Genomic DNA, 17,457 nt, shown 5'->3' on the forward strand with positions numbered 1-17,457 from the left:
ACATTATTCACCAGCGCCCGCATCGGCTGCGCCAGCCCAACCCGGGGACGGCGCCCCTCCAACGACCTGGAGGGCCCTGTCATGGTCCGCCGACAGCGTCTTGACTTGATATGCGTCAACCCGGTCCGATGCCAATCTCCGTACATTACGTTACAGCTTGCAATACCCGCCATGGGCCTGCAGACTTCTTGTGGCCGACAACACGCTTCGGTCTTTGTGTTTCCACGACCTGCGCATGTGTGCGCTTATTGCCATGTCCATCCTCCATCGCCTTGGCCTGCTTCAGAAATTCATGATCTTGGGCACGATCGGGTTGATGATGAGCGCCCTGCCCACGTACCTTTATGTGAGCGATTCACTGCGCTCCATCGCGGCAGCGCGGCATGAATCGGTGGGTGCCGTGCCCGCACTGGTGGTGAACAAGGTGGTGCAGTTGATGCAGGTGCACCGGGGTCTGTCGGCCGGCATGCTGGGTGGAGACGAGGCGCTGGCGGCGCGTCGGCCCGCGGCCCGCGACGCCCTGGAAAAAGCCATGGCAGAAGTGGCGGCCAGCTTTGCCGCAGCGCAGGTGCCCGCCGCGCAAAACAGCGCATGGACACAAGCCCAGCAAACCTGGAAGACCCTGGAGCAGGCCGTGGCCGCACGCAGCCTGCAGACTGCGCAAAGCACGGCGCAGCACACCCAGCTGATTGCCTCGATCATGTTGATCAACGAGGGCCTGCTGCACGCCTACGACCTGCAAACCGACCCTGACACCGACACCAATGCGCTGATCCAGGCATCGCTGGTCCATGCCCCGATGTTGGGTGAAAAATTGGGCGTTTTGCGGGCGCAGGGCTCGGGGTTTCTGGGGCGCGGCGAGCTGCCCCCGCAAGACAAGGGGCAGCTGCTGGTGCTACGCCAGCGCGTGACCGAGTTGCAGGCAGAAACACTGCGCAGCTTCGACCGGGCGCTGGAACGCAACCCGCAGTTTCGCCAGTCGATGGGCAGCAAGACCCAGGAAATCCAGGGCCTGATCACGCAGTCGCTTCAACTGCTGGAGAGCGAGGTGATCAACGCCACCGAATTCAAGCTGCCGGCCAAGGACTATTTCGACCATTTCACCCGCACTATCGAAGCGCTGTATGCCCTCAACACCCAGGCCGCAGGCAACCTGACGCAGGCCCTGGACAACCGCGTTTCCAACCTGCAGCAAAGCCTGCTGTGGGTGGCGGTGGCACTGGTGACAACACTGTCGCTCACCACCGGCGTGGCCCTGGTGTTTGTGCGCTCCATGACGCAACCGCTTGCGCAGGCCGTGCAGCTGTCGCGCGCCGTGGCGCAGGGCGACCTGAGCGGTGGCCCCATCGCCCACGGCACCAACGAGGTCGGCCAGTTGCTGGAGGCCTTGCTGCAGATGCGCCGGCAGCTCACCGATGTGGTGCGCAATGTGCGCGGTGGGTCTGAGAGCGTGGCCACGGCCAGCGTGCAAATCGCCCAGGGCAACACCGACCTGTCGGCCCGCACCGAAAGCCAGGCCAGCGCGCTGGAGGAAACCGCAGCATCCATGGAGCAACTCAACGCCACCGTGCGGCAAAACGCCGACAGCGCGCAGCAGGCCAGCCAGCTGGCCGCCAGCGCCAGCACCGTGGCCGTGCAGGGCGGCGAGGTGGTGGCGCAAGTGGTGGACACCATGCACGGCATCAACGCGTCGTCGCAAAAAATCTCCGACATCATCGGCGTGATCGATTCGATTGCCTTCCAGACCAACATCCTGGCGCTCAATGCCGCCGTGGAAGCCGCCCGCGCGGGCGAGCAGGGCCGGGGCTTTGCGGTGGTGGCCAGCGAGGTGCGCAGCCTGGCCGGGCGCAGCGCCGAAGCAGCGCGCGAGATCAAGTCGCTCATCAGCGCCAGCGTGGAGCGCGTGGCCCAGGGCAGCGCCTTGGTAGACCGCGCCGGAGCCACCATGAGCGAGGTGGTGGCCTCCATCCGCCGCGTGACTGACATCGTCGGCGAGATCAGCGCGGCCAGCCACGAGCAGTCGCTGGGCGTGGCCCAGGTGGGCGAGGCCGTGACGCAGATGGACCAGGTCACGCAGCAAAACGCCGCGCTGGTCGAAGAAATGGCCGCCGCCGCCAGCAGCCTCAAGAGCCAGGCCGAAGACCTGGTGCAGGTGGTGTCGGTGTTCCAACTAGAAGACGAAGGCGGCAGCCACCTGGGTCAGGCATCGCTGCAGCGCACACGCCAATCGCTACAAATTCAATAGCTGTTTGCGCTTACTGGGTAAGCGCTTGAGGCTGTTTTAGCACTATTTTTCGCCGTTTCACAGCGGTGATGGTGTAGCGCCCCGGTCGTCTTGCACTGCCAGCTCCGCCAGCTCCACCGCGGTGAACACGCGAGAGCGGGTGTGGAAGGCCTTGCCCTCTGGCCCCTCCAGCGAGAAGGTGCCGCCGGTGCCTTCAATCACGTCGATGATGAGCTGCGTGTGTTTCCAGGTCTCGTACTGCGAGCGCCCGATGTAGAACGGGCAGCCGCCGATGTCACCCAGGTACACATCGCCCGCACCCATGGTGATCTCGCCGGGCAGATAGCAGTTGGCCGCGCTGTTGTCGCAGCAGCCGCCTGACTGGTGGAACATCAGATCGGGTCCGTATTTGGCTTGCAGAAAGACCACCAGCTCCAGCGCGGCAGGGGTGGCGATGACTTTATCGACCATGGGGTTTCTCCAGCGAGCAATGCAAAAAAACGCGGCAAGTTGGAACAACGAGCCGCGTCAGTAGAAATGTTTCCAGCGGTTCACAAACCGTTCCTGGCTAGGCGCCTCCTTCGCAGACAGTAGCAACGCTACGGCAAGACGGAGCAACGACGCCAGGGACGGTCTGTGGACCGCCACCCCCATCAGAAGAAACCCAGCTTGTTTTCTGAGTACGAAACCAGCAGATTTTTCGTTTGCTGATAGTGGTCCAGCATCATCTTGTGCGTCTCGCGCCCGATGCCCGACTCCTTGTAGCCCCCAAACGCCGCGTGCGCGGGGTACGCGTGGTAGCAGTTGGTCCACACGCGCCCGGCCTTGATGGCGCGGCCCATGCGGTAGGCCACGTTGCCGTTGCGGCTCCACACGCCGGCGCCCAGGCCATACAGCGTGTCGTTGGCAATGGCCAGCGCTTCGGCCTCGTCCTTGAAGGTGGTCACGGCCAGCACGGGGCCGAAGATTTCTTCCTGGAAGATGCGCATCTTGTTGTGGCCCTTGAACAGCGTGGGCTGCACGTAATAGCCGCCTTCCAGGTCGCCGCCCAGGTGGGCCTGGCCACCGCCGGCCAGCACCTCAGCGCCCTCCTGCTTGCCCAGGTCCAGGTACGACAGGATCTTGGTGAGCTGCTCTTTGCTGGCCTGCGCGCCCATCATGCTGTCGGTGTCCAGAGGGTTTTTATGCTGGATGGCGGCCACGCGCTTCAAGACGCGCTCCATGAATTGGTCGTAGATGCTTTCCTGGATCAGCGCACGCGATGGGCAGGTGCAGACCTCGCCCTGGTTGAACGCAAACAGCACCAGGCCTTCCACCGCCTTGTCCAGAAACGCGTCGTCCTTGTCCATGATGTCGGCAAAGAACACGTTGGGGCTCTTGCCGCCCAGCTCCAGCGTGGCGGGAATCAGGTTGTTGGCGGCCGCCTGCGCAATCACGCGGCCGGTGGTGGTGGAGCCGGTGAAGGCGATTTTTGCAATGCGCTTGCTGGTGGCCAGCGGCATGCCGGCTTCGCGGCCGTAGCCGTTGACGATGTTGAGCACGCCCGGCGGCAGCAGGTCGGCAATCAGCTCGGCCAAGATCAGGATGGAAATGGGCGTGGACTCTGCGGGCTTGAGCACCACGCAGTTGCCCGCGCCAATGGCAGGGGCCAGCTTCCAGGCTGCCATCAAGATGGGGAAGTTCCACGGAATGATCTGGCCCACCACGCCCAGCGGCTCCTGGATGTGGTACGCCACGGTGTTCTCGTCGATGTTCGACAGGGCGCCTTCTTGCGCGCGCACGCAGCCCGCAAAGTAGCGGAAGTGGTCCACCGTGAGCGGAATGTCGGCGTTCAGCGTTTCGCGGATCGCCTTTCCGTTGTCCACCGTTTCAGCATAGGCCAGCAACTCCAGGTTTTGCTCGATGCGGTCGGCAATCTTCAGCAAGATGTTGCCGCGTGTGGCGGCGTCGGTCTTGCCCCAGGCGTCGGCAGCGGCGTGGGCGGCATCCAGCGCCAGCTCGATGTCTTCGGCGGTAGAACGCGCGGCCTGGGTGTAGACCTTGCCGTTGACCGGCGAGACCACATCAAAGTATTGGCCCTTGACCGGGGGCACGAATTGGCCTCCGATGAAATTGTTGTACTGGGGCTTGTAGGCGATCTTGGCGCCAGCGGCGCCGGGGGCTGCGTAAACAGTCATGGTGTTGTCTCCTGAGGTTGTTGTGGCTATCGGACCGCCCTGTGGGCCGTTCCGATGCCAACTCTCTACTCAAGACCCATGCCAGCGTTTCAGGGCGCGTGGACCATTGATTTCATTGGGATTTTTTGCCGATCAGGTGTTGCTGCTGTTGCAGCGGACAACATCCGCGCTGTGCTGGAACGCGACACCTGTCACGAAATGGAACAGTTGGCACGACCCCGGTGGCCATGCCCTTGCCCCCGGCGGCGCAGCCCGCCATACTCCCGCAAACCCATTCAAAGCAGGGCACCATGACCCTGCACGGAGACAAAGCGTGCGCCCCCTCACCACCCCCGTCGCCCTGCGACAGGCCCGCCAGCACCTGCTGGAATCCGGCCAGTGCCCCAGCGGCCTGGTGGACGAGCGCCTGGCCCGCTCTTGGTCGCGCAGCATGGCGGCCGGCCTGATGCCCACCGGGCGGCCCCAGTCCATCGACCACCCCAGCAGCGGCACCTTGCGCCATGTGCTGGCCAGCAACCCCGAGCTGCTCGCGCATTCGCGCCCCGTCATGGAATACCTGTTCGAGCAGGTGCGCCACAGCCAGAGCGTGGTGGTGCTGGCCGACCGGCGCGGCATGCTCATGCACACGCTGGGCGACCCCTACTTTGTGGACAAGGCCGAGCGCGTGGCGCTGACCAGCGGCGCCTCGTGGCACGAGGCGCACCGGGGAACCAACGCCATCGGCACCGCGTTGGCCGAATGCAGTGCTGTGGAGGTGCATGGCGGCGAGCATTTTCTGGAGCGCAACAGTTTTCTGACCTGCGCGGCCTCGCCCATCCTGTCGGCCACCGGCGAGCTGCTGGGCATCCTCGACATCTCGGGCGACTATCGCAACGGCCACGCCCACACGCTGGGCCTGGTCAGCACCGCAGCGCGCATGATCGAAAACCGCCTGCTGGCCGCCACCTGCAAACGCAACATCCGCCTGCACCTGCACAGCGCGCCCGAGGGCATTGGCAGTGTGGCCGAAGGCATCGTGGCGGTGTCCGCCGACGGCTGGATCGTGGGCGCCAATCGCGTGGGCCTGGTGCAGCTGGGCCTGCACGCGGGCGACGTGGGCGCCACCTTGCTGGAGCGTGTGCTGGATGTGCGGCTCGATGACCTGCTCTCGCACCACAAACGCCGCCCCCAGCAGCCCCAGGCCTTGCGGGTGCTGGGCCTGAACGGCATCAGTGGGCTGCTGTTTGCCCAAGTGCAGATGGATGCCGCCGCGTGGATGACCCCGTCGCAGTCCAACACGGCTGCCCGCGCTGCACCGGCCCAGGACGCACTGGCGTTGCTGGACACCGGCGACGTCCGCTGGAGCACCGCAGCCGACAAGGCCCGCCGCGTGGTGGCCAAGCCCATCCCTGTGCTCATCCAGGGCGAATCAGGCGTGGGCAAAGAGGTGTTTGCGCGTGCCCTGCACGCCAGCGGCCCCCGGTGCAACGCGCCTTTTGTGGCCATCAACTGCGCCGCCATCCCCGAGAACCTCATCGAATCCGAGCTGTTTGGCCATGTGGCCGGTGCGTTCACCGGCGCACGCAAGGAGGGCCACCTCGGCCACCTGCGCGAGGCCCATGGCGGCACGCTGTTCCTCGATGAAATTGGCGACATGCCGCTGGCCCTGCAGACCCGCCTGCTGCGCGTGCTGCAAGAGCGCAGCGTGACACCCGTGGGCGCCAGCAAGGCCGTGCCGGTGGACTTTGCACTGGTCTGCGCCACCCACAACCAACTCATGCAAGCCGCAGAGCAGGGGCGCTTTCGGCAAGACCTGTACTACCGCATCAACGGCCTCACGGTGCAGCTGCCCGCGCTGCGCGAGCGCAGCGACTTCGTGGCGCTGCTGCGGCGGCTGCTGTCCGACCTGGCCACCGAACAAGGCCTGCCTGTGGACGTGGAAGTGGCCCCCGACCTGCTGGCCCGCCTGGCCGCCTACTCCTGGCCCGGTAACCTGCGCCAGTTGGCCAGCGTGCTGCGCACCGCCTGCGCCATGCTGGTCGAGGGCGAAGACACCCTGCGCTGGGAGCACATGCCCGACGACCTGGTGCAGGCGTTGGAGGTGGCGCCATTGGCATTCGGCCACCCGCCAGACACTCCAGACACGCCCACGGCACCTGCAGCGCTGAGTCTGCAGCAACTGTCCACCGCCGCCATCGACCAGGCCCTGCAGGCCGCGCGCGGCAACATGTCGCAGGCCGCACGCCAGCTCGGTATCAGCCGGCAGACGCTGTACCGCAAGCTGGCTGTTCGTGCGCACTGATTAGCTATCAATATAATAGCTATTTGCACTTAATAGATAAGCGATTGCGGCCGTTTTGCCCATAAAAGTACTCCAACCCACTGGCGCCTTGCGGGTGGGGCCGATGCAACGACCTCTCTCTCGCTACGAGCCCCCTACGCCAGATAGCGCGCGAGGTATTGCCCGGTGTGGCTGGCCGGGTTCGCCGCCAGCTCTTCGGGCGTGCCCACCCCCACCACGGTACCGCCGCCCGCGCCGCCCTCGGGGCCCATGTCGATGAGCCAGTCGGCCGTTTTGATCACGTCGAGGTTGTGCTCGATGATGACGATGGTGTTGCCCGCATCGCGCAGCTGGTGCAGCACCTTGAGCAGCAGGTCGATGTCGGCAAAGTGCAGCCCGGTGGTGGGCTCGTCCAGGATGTAGAGCGTGCGGCCGGTGTCGCGTTTGGATAGCTCCTGCGCCAGCTTCACGCGCTGCGCCTCGCCGCCCGACAGCGTGGTGGCCGCCTGGCCCAGGCGGATGTAGGACAGGCCCACATCCAGCAGCGTCTGCAGCTTGCGCGCGATGGTGGGCACGTCCTTGAAGAAGGCGGCGGCGTCCTCCACCGTCAGCTCCAAAATTTGTGCGATGTTCTTGCCCTTCCACAGCACTTCCAGCGTCTCGCGGTTGTAGCGCTGGCCGTGGCAGATGTCGCAAGGCACATACACGTCGGGCAAGAAGTGCATTTCCACCTTCACCACGCCGTCACCCTGGCAGGCCTCGCAGCGGCCACCGGCCACGTTGAAGCTGAAGCGCCCCGGGCCGTAGCCGCGCTCTTTGGCGGTGTTGACCTCGGCCATCAGCTCGCGGATGGGTGTGAACAGGCCGGTATAGGTGGCGGGGTTGCTGCGCGGCGTGCGGCCGATGGGGCTCTGGTCCACGTTGATGACCTTGTCGAAGTATTCGATGCCCACGATCTCATCGTGCGCGGCCGGTTCGTCGTGCGCGCGGTAGAGCTGGCGCGCCACCGCGGCGTACAGCGTGTCGTTGACCAGCGTGCTTTTGCCCGAGCCCGAAACACCCGTCACGCAGGTCAGCAGGCCCACGGGGAAGTCCACCGTCACGCCCTTCAGGTTGTTGCCCGTGGCGCCCGCCACGCGCAGCGCCTGCACGGCGCCCTGGCGCGCGTGGTGCTCTGCCATGCGCTCGGCGCGGCGCTTGCTGGCTTCGGTTTGCGGAAAGCGCGATTTGGCCTTGGCCTCCACCACCGACGCGGCCTGCTCCAGCACCGGCAGCCAGGGGGTGCGGCGCTTGGGCACGGCAATGGAGCGCGCGCCCGACAGGTACTGGCCCGTGAGCGACTGTGCATTGGCGCGCACCTCGTCGTAAGTGCCCTGCGCCATCACGCGCCCGCCGTGCACGCCCGCGCCGGGGCCCATGTCGATCACCTGGTCAGCGGCACGCATCATGTCTTCGTCGTGCTCGACCACAATCACGCTGTTGCCAATGTCGCGCAGGTGCTTGAGGGTGGCAATCAGCCGGTCGTTGTCGCGCTGGTGCAGGCCGATGCTGGGCTCATCCAGCACATACATCACGCCCGTAAGGCCCGAGCCGATTTGTGACGCAAGGCGGATGCGCTGCGCCTCGCCGCCGGAGAGGGTCTCGGCGCTGCGGTCCAGGCTCAGATAGCTCAGGCCCACGTCGTTCAGAAACTGCAGGCGCGTGGCGATCTCGCGCACCACCTTGTCGGCGATCTCGGCCTTGGCGCCGGTGAGCTTGAGGTCATTGAACCAGGCGTGCGCATCGCTGAGCGTGGCATGGCTCACTTCATAGATGGCGCGGGCCTGCGTTCCCTCGCCCAGCTTCACATGCCGGGCCTCGCGGCGCAGGCGCACGCCGTGGCATTCGGGGCAGGGCTGGGTGCTGCGGTAGCGGGCCAGGTCTTCGCGCACCACCACCGAATCGGTCTCGCGGTAGCGGCGCGCCATGTTGGGCAGGATGCCCTCGAACACGTGCTTTTTGACGACCGCTTTGCCCTTGGAGGCGCCGCTGTCCATGATGTAGCTGAAGGCGATTTCTTCCTCGCCCGAGCCGTGCAGGATGGCGTGTTGCACCGGCGCGGGCAACAACTCGAACGGCGCATCAATGTCGAACGCGTAGTGCCGCGCCAGGCTTTCGAGCATGGCAAAGTAGTAGCCATTGCGCCGGTCCCAGCCCTTGATGGCGCCACTGGCCAGGCTGAGCGTGGGGAAGGCCACCACGCGCGCCGGGTCGAACACCTCGCGCTGGCCGATGCCGTCGCACGCGGGGCACGCGCCCATGGGCGAGTTGAAGGAGAACAGGCGCGGCTCCAGCTCGGCCAGCGAATAGCTGCACACCGGGCAGGCGAACTTGCTGCTGAACAGGTGTTCTTGGCCGGTGTCCATCTCCAGCGCCAGCACGCGGCCGTTGCCCTCGTGACCACCCACGCGCAGGGCGGCTTCAATGCTCTCGGCCAGGCGCTGCTGCAGGTCGGCCCGCACTTTCACACGGTCGATCACCACGTCGATGTTGTGCTTCTCGGTCTTTTTCAGCGCGGGCAGATTCTCGTGCTCGTAAGTCTGGCCATCCACCCGAAAGCGGATGTAGCCCAGCGCCTGCATCTGCGCAAACAGCTCGGTGAACTCGCCCTTTTTCTCGCGCGCCACGGGCGCCAGGATCATCAGCTTGGTGTCCTCGGGCAGGGCCAGCACGGCGTCCACCATCTGGCTCACGGTCTGCGCAGCCAGCGGCAGGCCGTGGTCGGGGCAAAACGGGGTGCCCGCGCGGGCGTACAACAGGCGCAGGTAATCGTGGATCTCGGTCACCGTGCCCACGGTGGAGCGCGGGTTGTGGCTGGTGGCCTTTTGCTCGATGGAAATCGCCGGCGACAGGCCTTCGATCAAATCCACATCGGGCTTGTCCAGCCGCCCCAGAAACTGCCGCGCATAGGCCGACAGGCTTTCTACATAGCGCCGCTGGCCTTCGGCATACAGCGTGTCAAACGCCAGGCTCGACTTGCCCGAGCCCGACAGCCCCGTGATCACCACCAGCTGGTTGCGCGGGATGTCCAGGTCGATGTTCTTGAGGTTGTGCGTGCGCGCGCCGCGAATGCTGATGCGCTGCTGCGCCAGGGCGTGCCCCAGATAAAGACCCGAGGGGCCAGAGGGCTGATCATCAGCAGGTCGGTGGGGCAAGGAAGGGTTCACAGTGGGCGCACGCCAGAAAAGCAGAAAAACCCACCATGATAGTGACGCAGGGCATTTCGCGTGGGCCAGCGCCCGGGCACCCCTTGCACAGATCGCGGACAATCAAGAGCTTTATCGCTTCAGTTGCCTGTTGTTCTGGCCCTTTAAAGTCTCCACCACCGTTCAGACTGTGCTGGTCGAAGCCCCTCGACCAGCACGGGGCGAACGGTTCGAGTTTCAGCAGGCCCTACCAACAGACCCAACGGCCCCTTTTTGAGCGTGTCAGACACTACCGTGCCCCCCCCAACCCCAACACCCCCCGTTGCCCCCGCTTCCACGGCCATGACGCCGCTGGAGCGCCGCTCCAGCATCAGCCTGGCGCTGATCTTTGCACTGCGCATGCTGGGCCTGTTCCTTGTGCTGCCGGTGTTTGCCCTCGAAGCGGGCAAATACCCCGGCGGTGACGACCCCGCGCTGGTGGGCCTGGCCATGGGCATCTATGGCCTCACCCAGGCCGTGCTGCAGCTGCCACTGGGCATGGCCTCTGACCGCTTTGGGCGCAAGCGCGTCATCGTGCTGGGCCTTTTGGTGTTTGCGGCCGGCAGCCTGCTGGCGGCCATGGCCGATTCGCTGACCGGGCTGCTGGTGGGCCGCGCGCTGCAGGGCGCGGGGGCCGTGTCGGCCGCCGTGACGGCACTGCTGGCCGACCAGACGCGCGACGCCGTGCGCACCAAGGCCATGGCGCTGGTGGGTGGCAGCATCGGCCTGATGTTTGCCGTGGCGCTGGTGGCCGCCCCCGTGCTGACGGCCCATATCGGCCTTGCGGGCCTGTTTGGCCTGACCTGCGCGCTGGCGCTGGCCGGCGTGGCCGTGGTGCTGTGGTGGGTGCCGGCCGAGTCGGCCCAGCACCGCAATGCCCCGCGCGGCAGCGTGGCCGATGTGTGGCGCAACCCCGATCTGCTGCGCCTGAACCTGGGCGTGTTTGTGCTGCACACCGTGCAGTTGTCGATGTGGGTGGCCGTGCCCGCCATGCTGGTGCAGGCGGGCCTGACCAAAGACACCCACTGGCAGGTGTATCTGCCGGCCGTGGTGCTGTCTTTTGTGGCGATGGGCGGCCTGTTTGCGATGGAGCGGCGCGGTCGCCTGCGCGGCGCGCTGCTGGGCGCCATTGCACTGGTGCTGCTGGTGCAGGTGGGCCTGGGGGCCTTGGCTGCCAGCGGCACTACGCCCACGCTGTGGGTGCTGGGACCGCTGATGTTTTTATTTTTCTGCGGCTTCAATGCACTCGAAGCCAGCCAGCCCAGCCTGGTCTCGCGCATGGCACCGGCGCCGGTGCGCGGGGCGGCGCTGGGCAGCTACAACACGCTGCAGTCGCTGGGGCTGTTTGCCGGCGGCGCACTGGGCGGCGCACTGGTCAAATGGGCGGGCGCCCCCGGTCTTTTTGCCACCACCGCCGTGCTGACCGCGCTGTGGCTGGTGCTGACCTGGCCCTTGCAGCCCGTGGGCCGCAACGCCGGCGGCGGGCACTGAAAGATTGCACTGCCGCAGGGGATGAGCACCACCCCCGGTTGCGGCACAATGCACGTTTTGGCGCCTGGAATTCCCTCACATCCGGCGCTTTTCATCCCTTGAAGGCAAAGACACCACCATGGCATCCATCAACAAAGTCATCATCGTCGGCAACCTGGGCCGCGACCCTGAAATGCGCACTTTTCCCAGTGGCGACCAGGTGGCCAACGTGACGATTGCCACCACCGACAAGTGGAAAGACAAGCAGACCGGCGAAATGAAGGAAGCCACCGAGTGGCACCGTGTGGTCTTCAACGGCCGCCTGGCCGAAATCGTGGGCCAATACCTGCGCAAGGGCTCGCAGGTGTATGTCGAAGGCAGCCTGCGCACCCGCAAGTGGACCGATCAAGCTGGCATTGAAAAGTACAGCACCGAAATCCGCGCCGACCAGATGCAAATGCTGGGCGGCCGCCAGGGCATGGGTGGCCAGGGTGGCGGCCATGACGACGGCGGTTATGGTGGTGACGCTGGCGGCGGCTACGACCAGGCCCCGCGCCGCGCTGCCCCCGCGCCAGCCCCCATGCAACAACGCCCCCCAGCACCCGCCCCCCGGCCTGCACCCGCCCCCGTGGCGCAGGCACCGCGCGCTGCCTCGGGTTTTGACGACATGGACGACGATATTCCGTTCTGATGTTCTTTGGGGCCGTGTGCGCGATCTTTCTGCGGGGCCATCCTGCGGGCAAGGCGGGCACACCGGCGTCGTAGCCGTGTGCCGCCGGGCCGCTGCGGCCGATTTTGCAGCCGACAATTTCCAAGTCCGACAGGCTCCTAGAGTAGAGATACCGCACCACCTCAGCCCTTACAAAGCTGACATGATGAACAGATGTGCATCACTGTGGGGTTTGTGCCCCACCGCCAAGAAATGCGAATCCTGTCTGTGATCGGTACCCGCCCGGAGGCGATCAAGATGGCTCCTGTGCTGGACCGTCTGGCCCGAACCCCCGGCATTGAATCCGTGGTGTGCACCACAGGGCAGCACGCCTCCATGTTGCAACAGGTGCTTGACCTGTTCGGCCTGCATGTGGACCACGACCTGCAGGTCATGGTGCAGGGCCAGACGCTCAATGGCTTGTGTGCACGGGTGTTCGAACGGCTGGACCCTGTGCTCGAACGCGTTTGCCCCGACCGCGTGCTGGTGCATGGGGACACCACGACGGCCATGGCGGCGTCTCTGGCGGCTTTTCACCGCCGCATACCGGTAGGCCACGTCGAGGCCGGGCTGCGCACCGGCACGCTGAGCCAGCCTTGGCCCGAAGAGATGAACCGGCGCGTGGTCGATGTGGTGAGCGACCAGCTCTTTGCACCCACCGAGGGAGCCCGCCAGAACCTGCTCACCGAAAACCTGGGTGGCCGCATCCATGTGACCGGCAACACTGTCATCGACGCACTCCATTCCATGGTGCAGCGGCTCGAAACCGACGCCGTGCTGCGGGCGCGCCTTGACGCCAACCTGCCTGCGCTCGACCCGTCGCGGCGCATGGTGCTGGTAACGGGGCACCGGCGCGAGAACTTCGGCCCTGCAATGGCCGACATCTGCCATGCCATTTGCGCGCTGGCGTGCCGCGGAGACATCGAACTGGTCTATCCCGTGCACCTCAATCCGCAGGTGCACGAGCCGGTGCTGCGCATCCTGCAGGGGCAAGCCCATGTCCATCTGATCGAACCCCAGGACTATGCGGGTTTCGTTCGCCTGATGCAGCTGGCGAGTGTGGTGCTGACCGACTCGGGCGGCGTGCAGGAGGAGGCGCCGGCTCTGGGCAAACCTGTGCTGGTGATGCGCGAGGTCACGGAGCGGCCCGAGGCGGTGCAGGCGGGTACGGCGCGCCTGGTCGGTGCCTCGAAGGAGCGCATAGAAAAAGAAGTCTCCCTGCTGCTGGACGATGCTGCGCAGTACCAGCGCATGGCACACAGCGTCAACCCCTACGGCGATGGCCATGCCAGCGAGCGGATCGTGGCCATACTCTGCGGTCAGGACATGGAACCCTTCCGGCCTGAAACCACCCTTCCCGGTCATTTCACAACGAGGTCGTAATGAACCCAAGCGCCTGGGCCCATTGGTTTGAGGCCCACTACCAGTTCCTGGAAATTGCCACGGCAGTTGTTGCTGTGGTCATTCTCATTTCGAGCGTGGATGACCTTTTCATTGATGCCTGGTACTGGGTGCGCGAGCTCTACCGCAAGCTGCGCGTGCGCCCCAAGCACCAGGCGCTGACGGCAGAGCAGATCCGGGCACGCCCGGAGCAGCCCCTGGCCATCATGGTTCCGGCCTGGAGGGAGCACGAAGTGATTGCCGCCATGCTCGAAAACATGGCGCGCACCCTGGAGTACCGCAACTACCGGGTGTTTGTGGGAACCTACCCGAACGATGAGCGCACCATTGCGGAGGTCGAGCGCCTGCGCCAGTATTACCCTCATCTGGTGCGCGTGGAGGTACCGCACGACGGGCCAACCTGCAAGGCAGACTGCCTGAATGCGATCTATCAGGAAGTCGAGGCGCAAGAGGAGCGCCAATCCGAGATCTATGCGGGCATCGTCATCCACGACAGCGAAGACGTGCTGCACCCGCTGGAGCTCAAGTACTACAACTATCTGCTGCCGCGCATCGACTTCATCCAGCTGCCCGTGATCTCGCTGGAGCGCAATGCCACGGAATGGATTGCCGGCACCTACATGGACGAGTTTGCCGAGTGGCACGGCAAGGACCTGGTGGTACGCGAGAGCCTTTCGCACATGGTTCCATCGGCCGGGGTGGCCACCTGCTTCTCGCGCCGCGCGCTGCACGCCCTGGCCAGGCAGACCGATGCCGAGCCTTTCAACACCGAAACGCTGACCGAGGATTACGACGTCGGAGCCCGCCTTTCGCGCATGGGTATGCGACAGATTTTTGGGCGCTTTGACGTTCAGTACCGGGTGCAGCGCAAATCATGGTTTGGCCTGGGCCCGGTCAAGAAGCAGGAAATCACGCACCCGCTGGGCGTGCGGGAGTATTTTCCCAACACCTTCCGTGCCGCCTACCGACAGAAAGCACGCTGGACGCTGGGCATTGGCTTTCAGGGCTGGCAGCAGGTGGGCTGGAAGGGGTCGCTGGCGGTCAAGTACCTGTTGTTCCGCGACCGCAAGGGCCTGCTCACCTCGTTCGTCACGGTGGTTGCCTACGTGCTGTTCTTCAACTACATGCTGTTCCTGCTGCTCGATCGCATGGGTTGGTGGAGCGCCTTTCTGCCTCCATCGCTGGAGGCCGACGGCTGGTTGCGCAACGTCATGTGGTTCAACGCCTTTGCACTCGTGATGCGCGTGGTGCAGCGGGTCTATTTTGTGGGGCGACTGTATGGCTGGGAGCATGGCGTGCTGGCCGTACCGCGCATGGTGGTTGGCAACTTCGTCAACGCCATGGCGGCAGCCCGTGCCTGGCGCCTGTTTCTGGCGCACATCCTGCTGGGGCGGCCGCTGGTCTGGAACAAGACCTTGCACGACTTCCCGTCCACGCAGGCGCTCGCGGGCAAACACCACCGCCTTGGCGAACTGCTGACGGCCTGGCAAGCCATTGATGCAAACCAGCTCAACGAGGCCTTGCAAGACCCTGCCTTCGGGCGGCAGCCGCTGGGCCATATCCTGATGCGCAAGGGTTGGCTTGACGAGGAAACCCTGGCCGAAGCGCTGGCCTACCAGTCGGCCCTGCCGCGCACCAGCCTGGACGAAGCACGCGTGCGTGCCGGCAATGTGCACCTGCCCATCGACACCGCCATCCAGCTGCGCGCACTGGCCTTGCCTGAAACCACATCCCAGGTGCTGCACCTGGCCGTCGTGGCACCCCTCTCAGAAAGCGCCCTGGAAACCCTGCGTCAGCACGCCGGGCGCAAGGTGCAGCAGGCCATCGCGTGTGAAAGCGACATCGCGCAAGGTCTGCGTTTGCTGCGCGGAGTGCCCCAGACACCCGGCGAGCCCGACCTGCCGCTGCTGGGTGACGTGCTGATCGAAGAAGGCCTGGTGACACGCGAACGCTTTGACCGTGCGCTGATGGACTATCGCTCCGACGAAGACGGCCTGATTGGCGCCTACCTCGTGCGCCGTGGCGTGCTTACCCAGGCAGCGCTTGAACGGGCGCTTGCGCTGCGCAGCGCAGCCACCAAACCCAAGGAGATTCAGCCATGAACGGATGCCGGGTAACCGCCCTTGCCCTTGCATGCCTTGCACTGGCCACCCCGGGAATGCAGGCCCAGGCCCAGGCACAGTCGCAGCCGCAAGACACCGCGTGGCAGCACGCCAGCCGCGCTTACGAGGCCTTTGCCGCTGGAGACGCAACTGCTGCGAGCCGCGAGGCCGCGCGAGCGCTGGCGCTCGACCCCACCCCGCTCACCTGGCATGTGCTGCAGGTGCAGTCACTCATCGACAGTGGCCAGACAGGCCCCGCACTGGCGGCTGCACACGCTGCGCTGCAGCGCCACCCCGGCCATCCCGCGTTGCTGATGGTGCGCGCCCACCTGCTGCAGGCAGCAGGCGACCGGAGTGCGGCGCGAGCCGACCATGAATCGGCCTTGCGCACGCACGCTACACCGGAAGGCGTGCTCGCGGCGGCCGATGCTGCCCTGTCGGCTGGCGAGCCCGCAACGGCGCTGCAATGGCTGCAACTGTTGCCCGTGCCGCCAGCCGATGCTGCGTCGCGCCGTGCCATGGCGCTGGCCCAGGAGCGCAGCCCCGGGCTGGCTGCTCTGCGGCCCCCCTTGCCTGCCCAGCCGCCACAGCTGCAGTGCGACGGGTCGGCCAACCAGCCCACCTGCGGCATACGCTACAGCCACAATCTGCCCTTTACGCTGGGCAGCTCGGCCTATGCACTGGCCGAGCGCGGGGAATGGCCCGCCGTGCTGGTCCTTACCACCGCGCTGCTGGAGGCAGACCCCGGCAACATCCGCCACCACCAGCTTCACGCCAATGCGCTGGCTGCCCTGCAGCAACCCGAACAGGCCCGCGAGGCCGCACGCCAGGCGCTGCGCCTGCCCGCCTTTGGCACACTGCCAGCCGTGGAGCGGGCGGCGCTGGCCAACCTTGCACAAGACTATCCCCTGCAAGCCCAGGCCTACGACGAGGCCGAGCAAACCGGCACGTTGCCGTCGGCTTCGCTGCAGGATGCCGCCTACGCAGCCGAGCGTGTGGGCCAGGTGGCCCCAGCTGCGCGGCGCTTTCGCGCTGTGATCGACCGGGTGGCCGCCGGGCAGATTGCCCTGGAGCCGCAAAAGCTGCAGGACGTGCGCGTGGCCGTGGGCGCGCTCGAACGCACCTGGGGCGCCTCGGTGGGGCTGTCATCCACGGGCGGCTCCAGCATTCCGGGTTCCTTCTCCACCGGCGGGCGCGAGCGCAACGCCCAGTTCGGCACCGAGCTGTTCTGGCGCCCGCAAGACTGGCGCGGCTATGGCACCCATGCCGACCTGTATGTGCGCACCACCGGTAACCTGCATGCCGCCACCGGCGAGCATTCGGGTTGGCCTTCGGTGCAACTGGTGCTTGGCGCCCGCATCAAGCCCCTGGCGGAGCACAACCTCGTGCTCGCGGCCGAACGCCTCGTCAAAGCCGGCACCTTCACGCGCAACGACTGGCTGGTGCGCGCCGCGTACTCAGCCACGAAGGGCCAGTTGCCGCCACCACACGGGCGCCGCTGGATGGCCTACGACCACTATGCCGAGGTCGGCCGCTATCTCGACAGCGGCGAGGAATACGCCGTGGCCGAACTGCGCTACGGCCCCAACTGGCGCCTCGGCGCCGAGGATGCGCGGCCCGCCTCGCTCTGGACCCACGCCGTGCTGGCGCTGGAACACAACAACACCTACGGACGCCAGAACGCGGCCAGCGCCGGCCTGGGCGTGAACGCACGCTGGTGGCTGCGCGAAGACGCCTACCGCGCGGGCCGCTCGTGGCTGGAGCTGTCGCTGCAGTACCGCGCGCGCCTGGGCGGTGACAGCCGTAACAGCGGCTGGGTGCTGCGCGCCACCTGGAACCACTGAGCGAAAGCATCGGGCGCACACCCGATGTTTTGCTATTTAATTAATA

10 protein-coding genes are annotated in these 17,457 nt (G+C 65.9%); 7 read left to right on the top strand and 3 right to left on the bottom strand.

The features are described 5' to 3' along the window. The first annotated feature begins 253 nt into the window (after nucleotides 1-253). The gene (locus tag K226_RS0103155) at nucleotides 254-2,245 is read left to right on the top strand and encodes a methyl-accepting chemotaxis protein (RefSeq protein WP_024813422.1); all 1,992 of its coding nucleotides are present in this window, start codon (nucleotides 254-256) and stop codon (nucleotides 2,243-2,245) included. A gap of 57 nt (nucleotides 2,246-2,302) precedes the next feature. Here K226_RS0103155 and K226_RS0103160 read toward each other — a convergent pair whose 3' ends face one another. Then, nucleotides 2,303-2,695, bottom strand: a complete 393-nt coding sequence (locus tag K226_RS0103160; protein WP_024813423.1) for a DUF779 domain-containing protein — start codon at nucleotides 2,693-2,695, stop codon at nucleotides 2,303-2,305. A 182-nt stretch (nucleotides 2,696-2,877) separates the two neighbouring features. Beyond that, nucleotides 2,878-4,401: an aldehyde dehydrogenase family protein gene (locus K226_RS0103170; RefSeq protein ID WP_024813424.1), complete on the bottom strand. Its 1,524-nt coding sequence runs from the start codon at nucleotides 4,399-4,401 to the stop codon at nucleotides 2,878-2,880. Between the two features lie 313 nt (nucleotides 4,402-4,714). Here K226_RS0103170 and K226_RS0103175 point away from each other — a divergent pair, with 313 nt between their 5' ends. Continuing rightward, on the top strand, nucleotides 4,715-6,682 hold the full coding sequence (locus K226_RS0103175) for a sigma-54-dependent Fis family transcriptional regulator (protein WP_024813425.1): 1,968 nt from the start codon (nucleotides 4,715-4,717) through the stop codon (nucleotides 6,680-6,682). A 134-nt stretch (nucleotides 6,683-6,816) separates the two neighbouring features. Here the strand turns inward: K226_RS0103175 and uvrA are convergent, their stop codons facing one another. Further along, nucleotides 6,817-9,855 carry an excinuclease ABC subunit UvrA gene (uvrA, locus tag K226_RS0103180; protein ID WP_024813426.1) on the bottom strand — a complete coding sequence of 1,013 codons (3,039 nt, stop codon included), beginning with the start codon at nucleotides 9,853-9,855 and terminating at the stop codon, nucleotides 6,817-6,819. Nucleotides 9,856-10,188: 333 nt separating this feature from the next. On the opposite strand from uvrA, the gene K226_RS0103185 reads away from it, so the two are divergent. The 5 genes from K226_RS0103185 (at nucleotide 10,189) to K226_RS0103205 (ending at nucleotide 17,411) form a co-directional block, all read left to right on the top strand. Continuing rightward, the gene (locus K226_RS0103185) at nucleotides 10,189-11,376 is read left to right on the top strand and encodes an MFS transporter (protein ID WP_024813427.1); all 1,188 of its coding nucleotides are present in this window, start codon (nucleotides 10,189-10,191) and stop codon (nucleotides 11,374-11,376) included. Nucleotides 11,377-11,494: 118 nt separating this feature from the next. Continuing rightward, a complete protein-coding gene (gene ssb, locus K226_RS0103190) occupies nucleotides 11,495-12,046 on the top strand; it encodes a single-stranded DNA-binding protein (protein ID WP_024813428.1) in 552 nt (183 codons plus the stop codon). Nucleotides 12,047-12,277: 231 nt separating this feature from the next. Further along, nucleotides 12,278-13,447 (top strand): non-hydrolyzing UDP-N-acetylglucosamine 2-epimerase, encoded by a 1,170-nt coding sequence (wecB, locus tag K226_RS0103195; protein ID WP_024813429.1) that lies wholly within the window; start codon nucleotides 12,278-12,280, stop codon nucleotides 13,445-13,447. Continuing rightward, a complete protein-coding gene (locus K226_RS0103200; RefSeq protein ID WP_024813430.1) occupies nucleotides 13,447-15,567 on the top strand; it encodes a glycosyl transferase family protein in 2,121 nt (706 codons plus the stop codon). The genes wecB and K226_RS0103200 overlap by 1 nt, the downstream gene beginning before the upstream one ends. Further along, nucleotides 15,564-17,411, top strand: a complete 1,848-nt coding sequence (locus tag K226_RS0103205; RefSeq protein WP_081739318.1) for a hypothetical protein — start codon at nucleotides 15,564-15,566, stop codon at nucleotides 17,409-17,411. The genes K226_RS0103200 and K226_RS0103205 overlap by 4 nt, the downstream gene beginning before the upstream one ends. Nucleotides 17,412-17,457 lie beyond the last annotated feature (46 nt).

This window comes from Acidovorax sp. JHL-3 (genome assembly GCF_000526295.1).
GTDB classification, from domain to species: domain Bacteria; phylum Pseudomonadota; class Gammaproteobacteria; order Burkholderiales; family Burkholderiaceae_C; genus Acidovorax; species Acidovorax defluvii.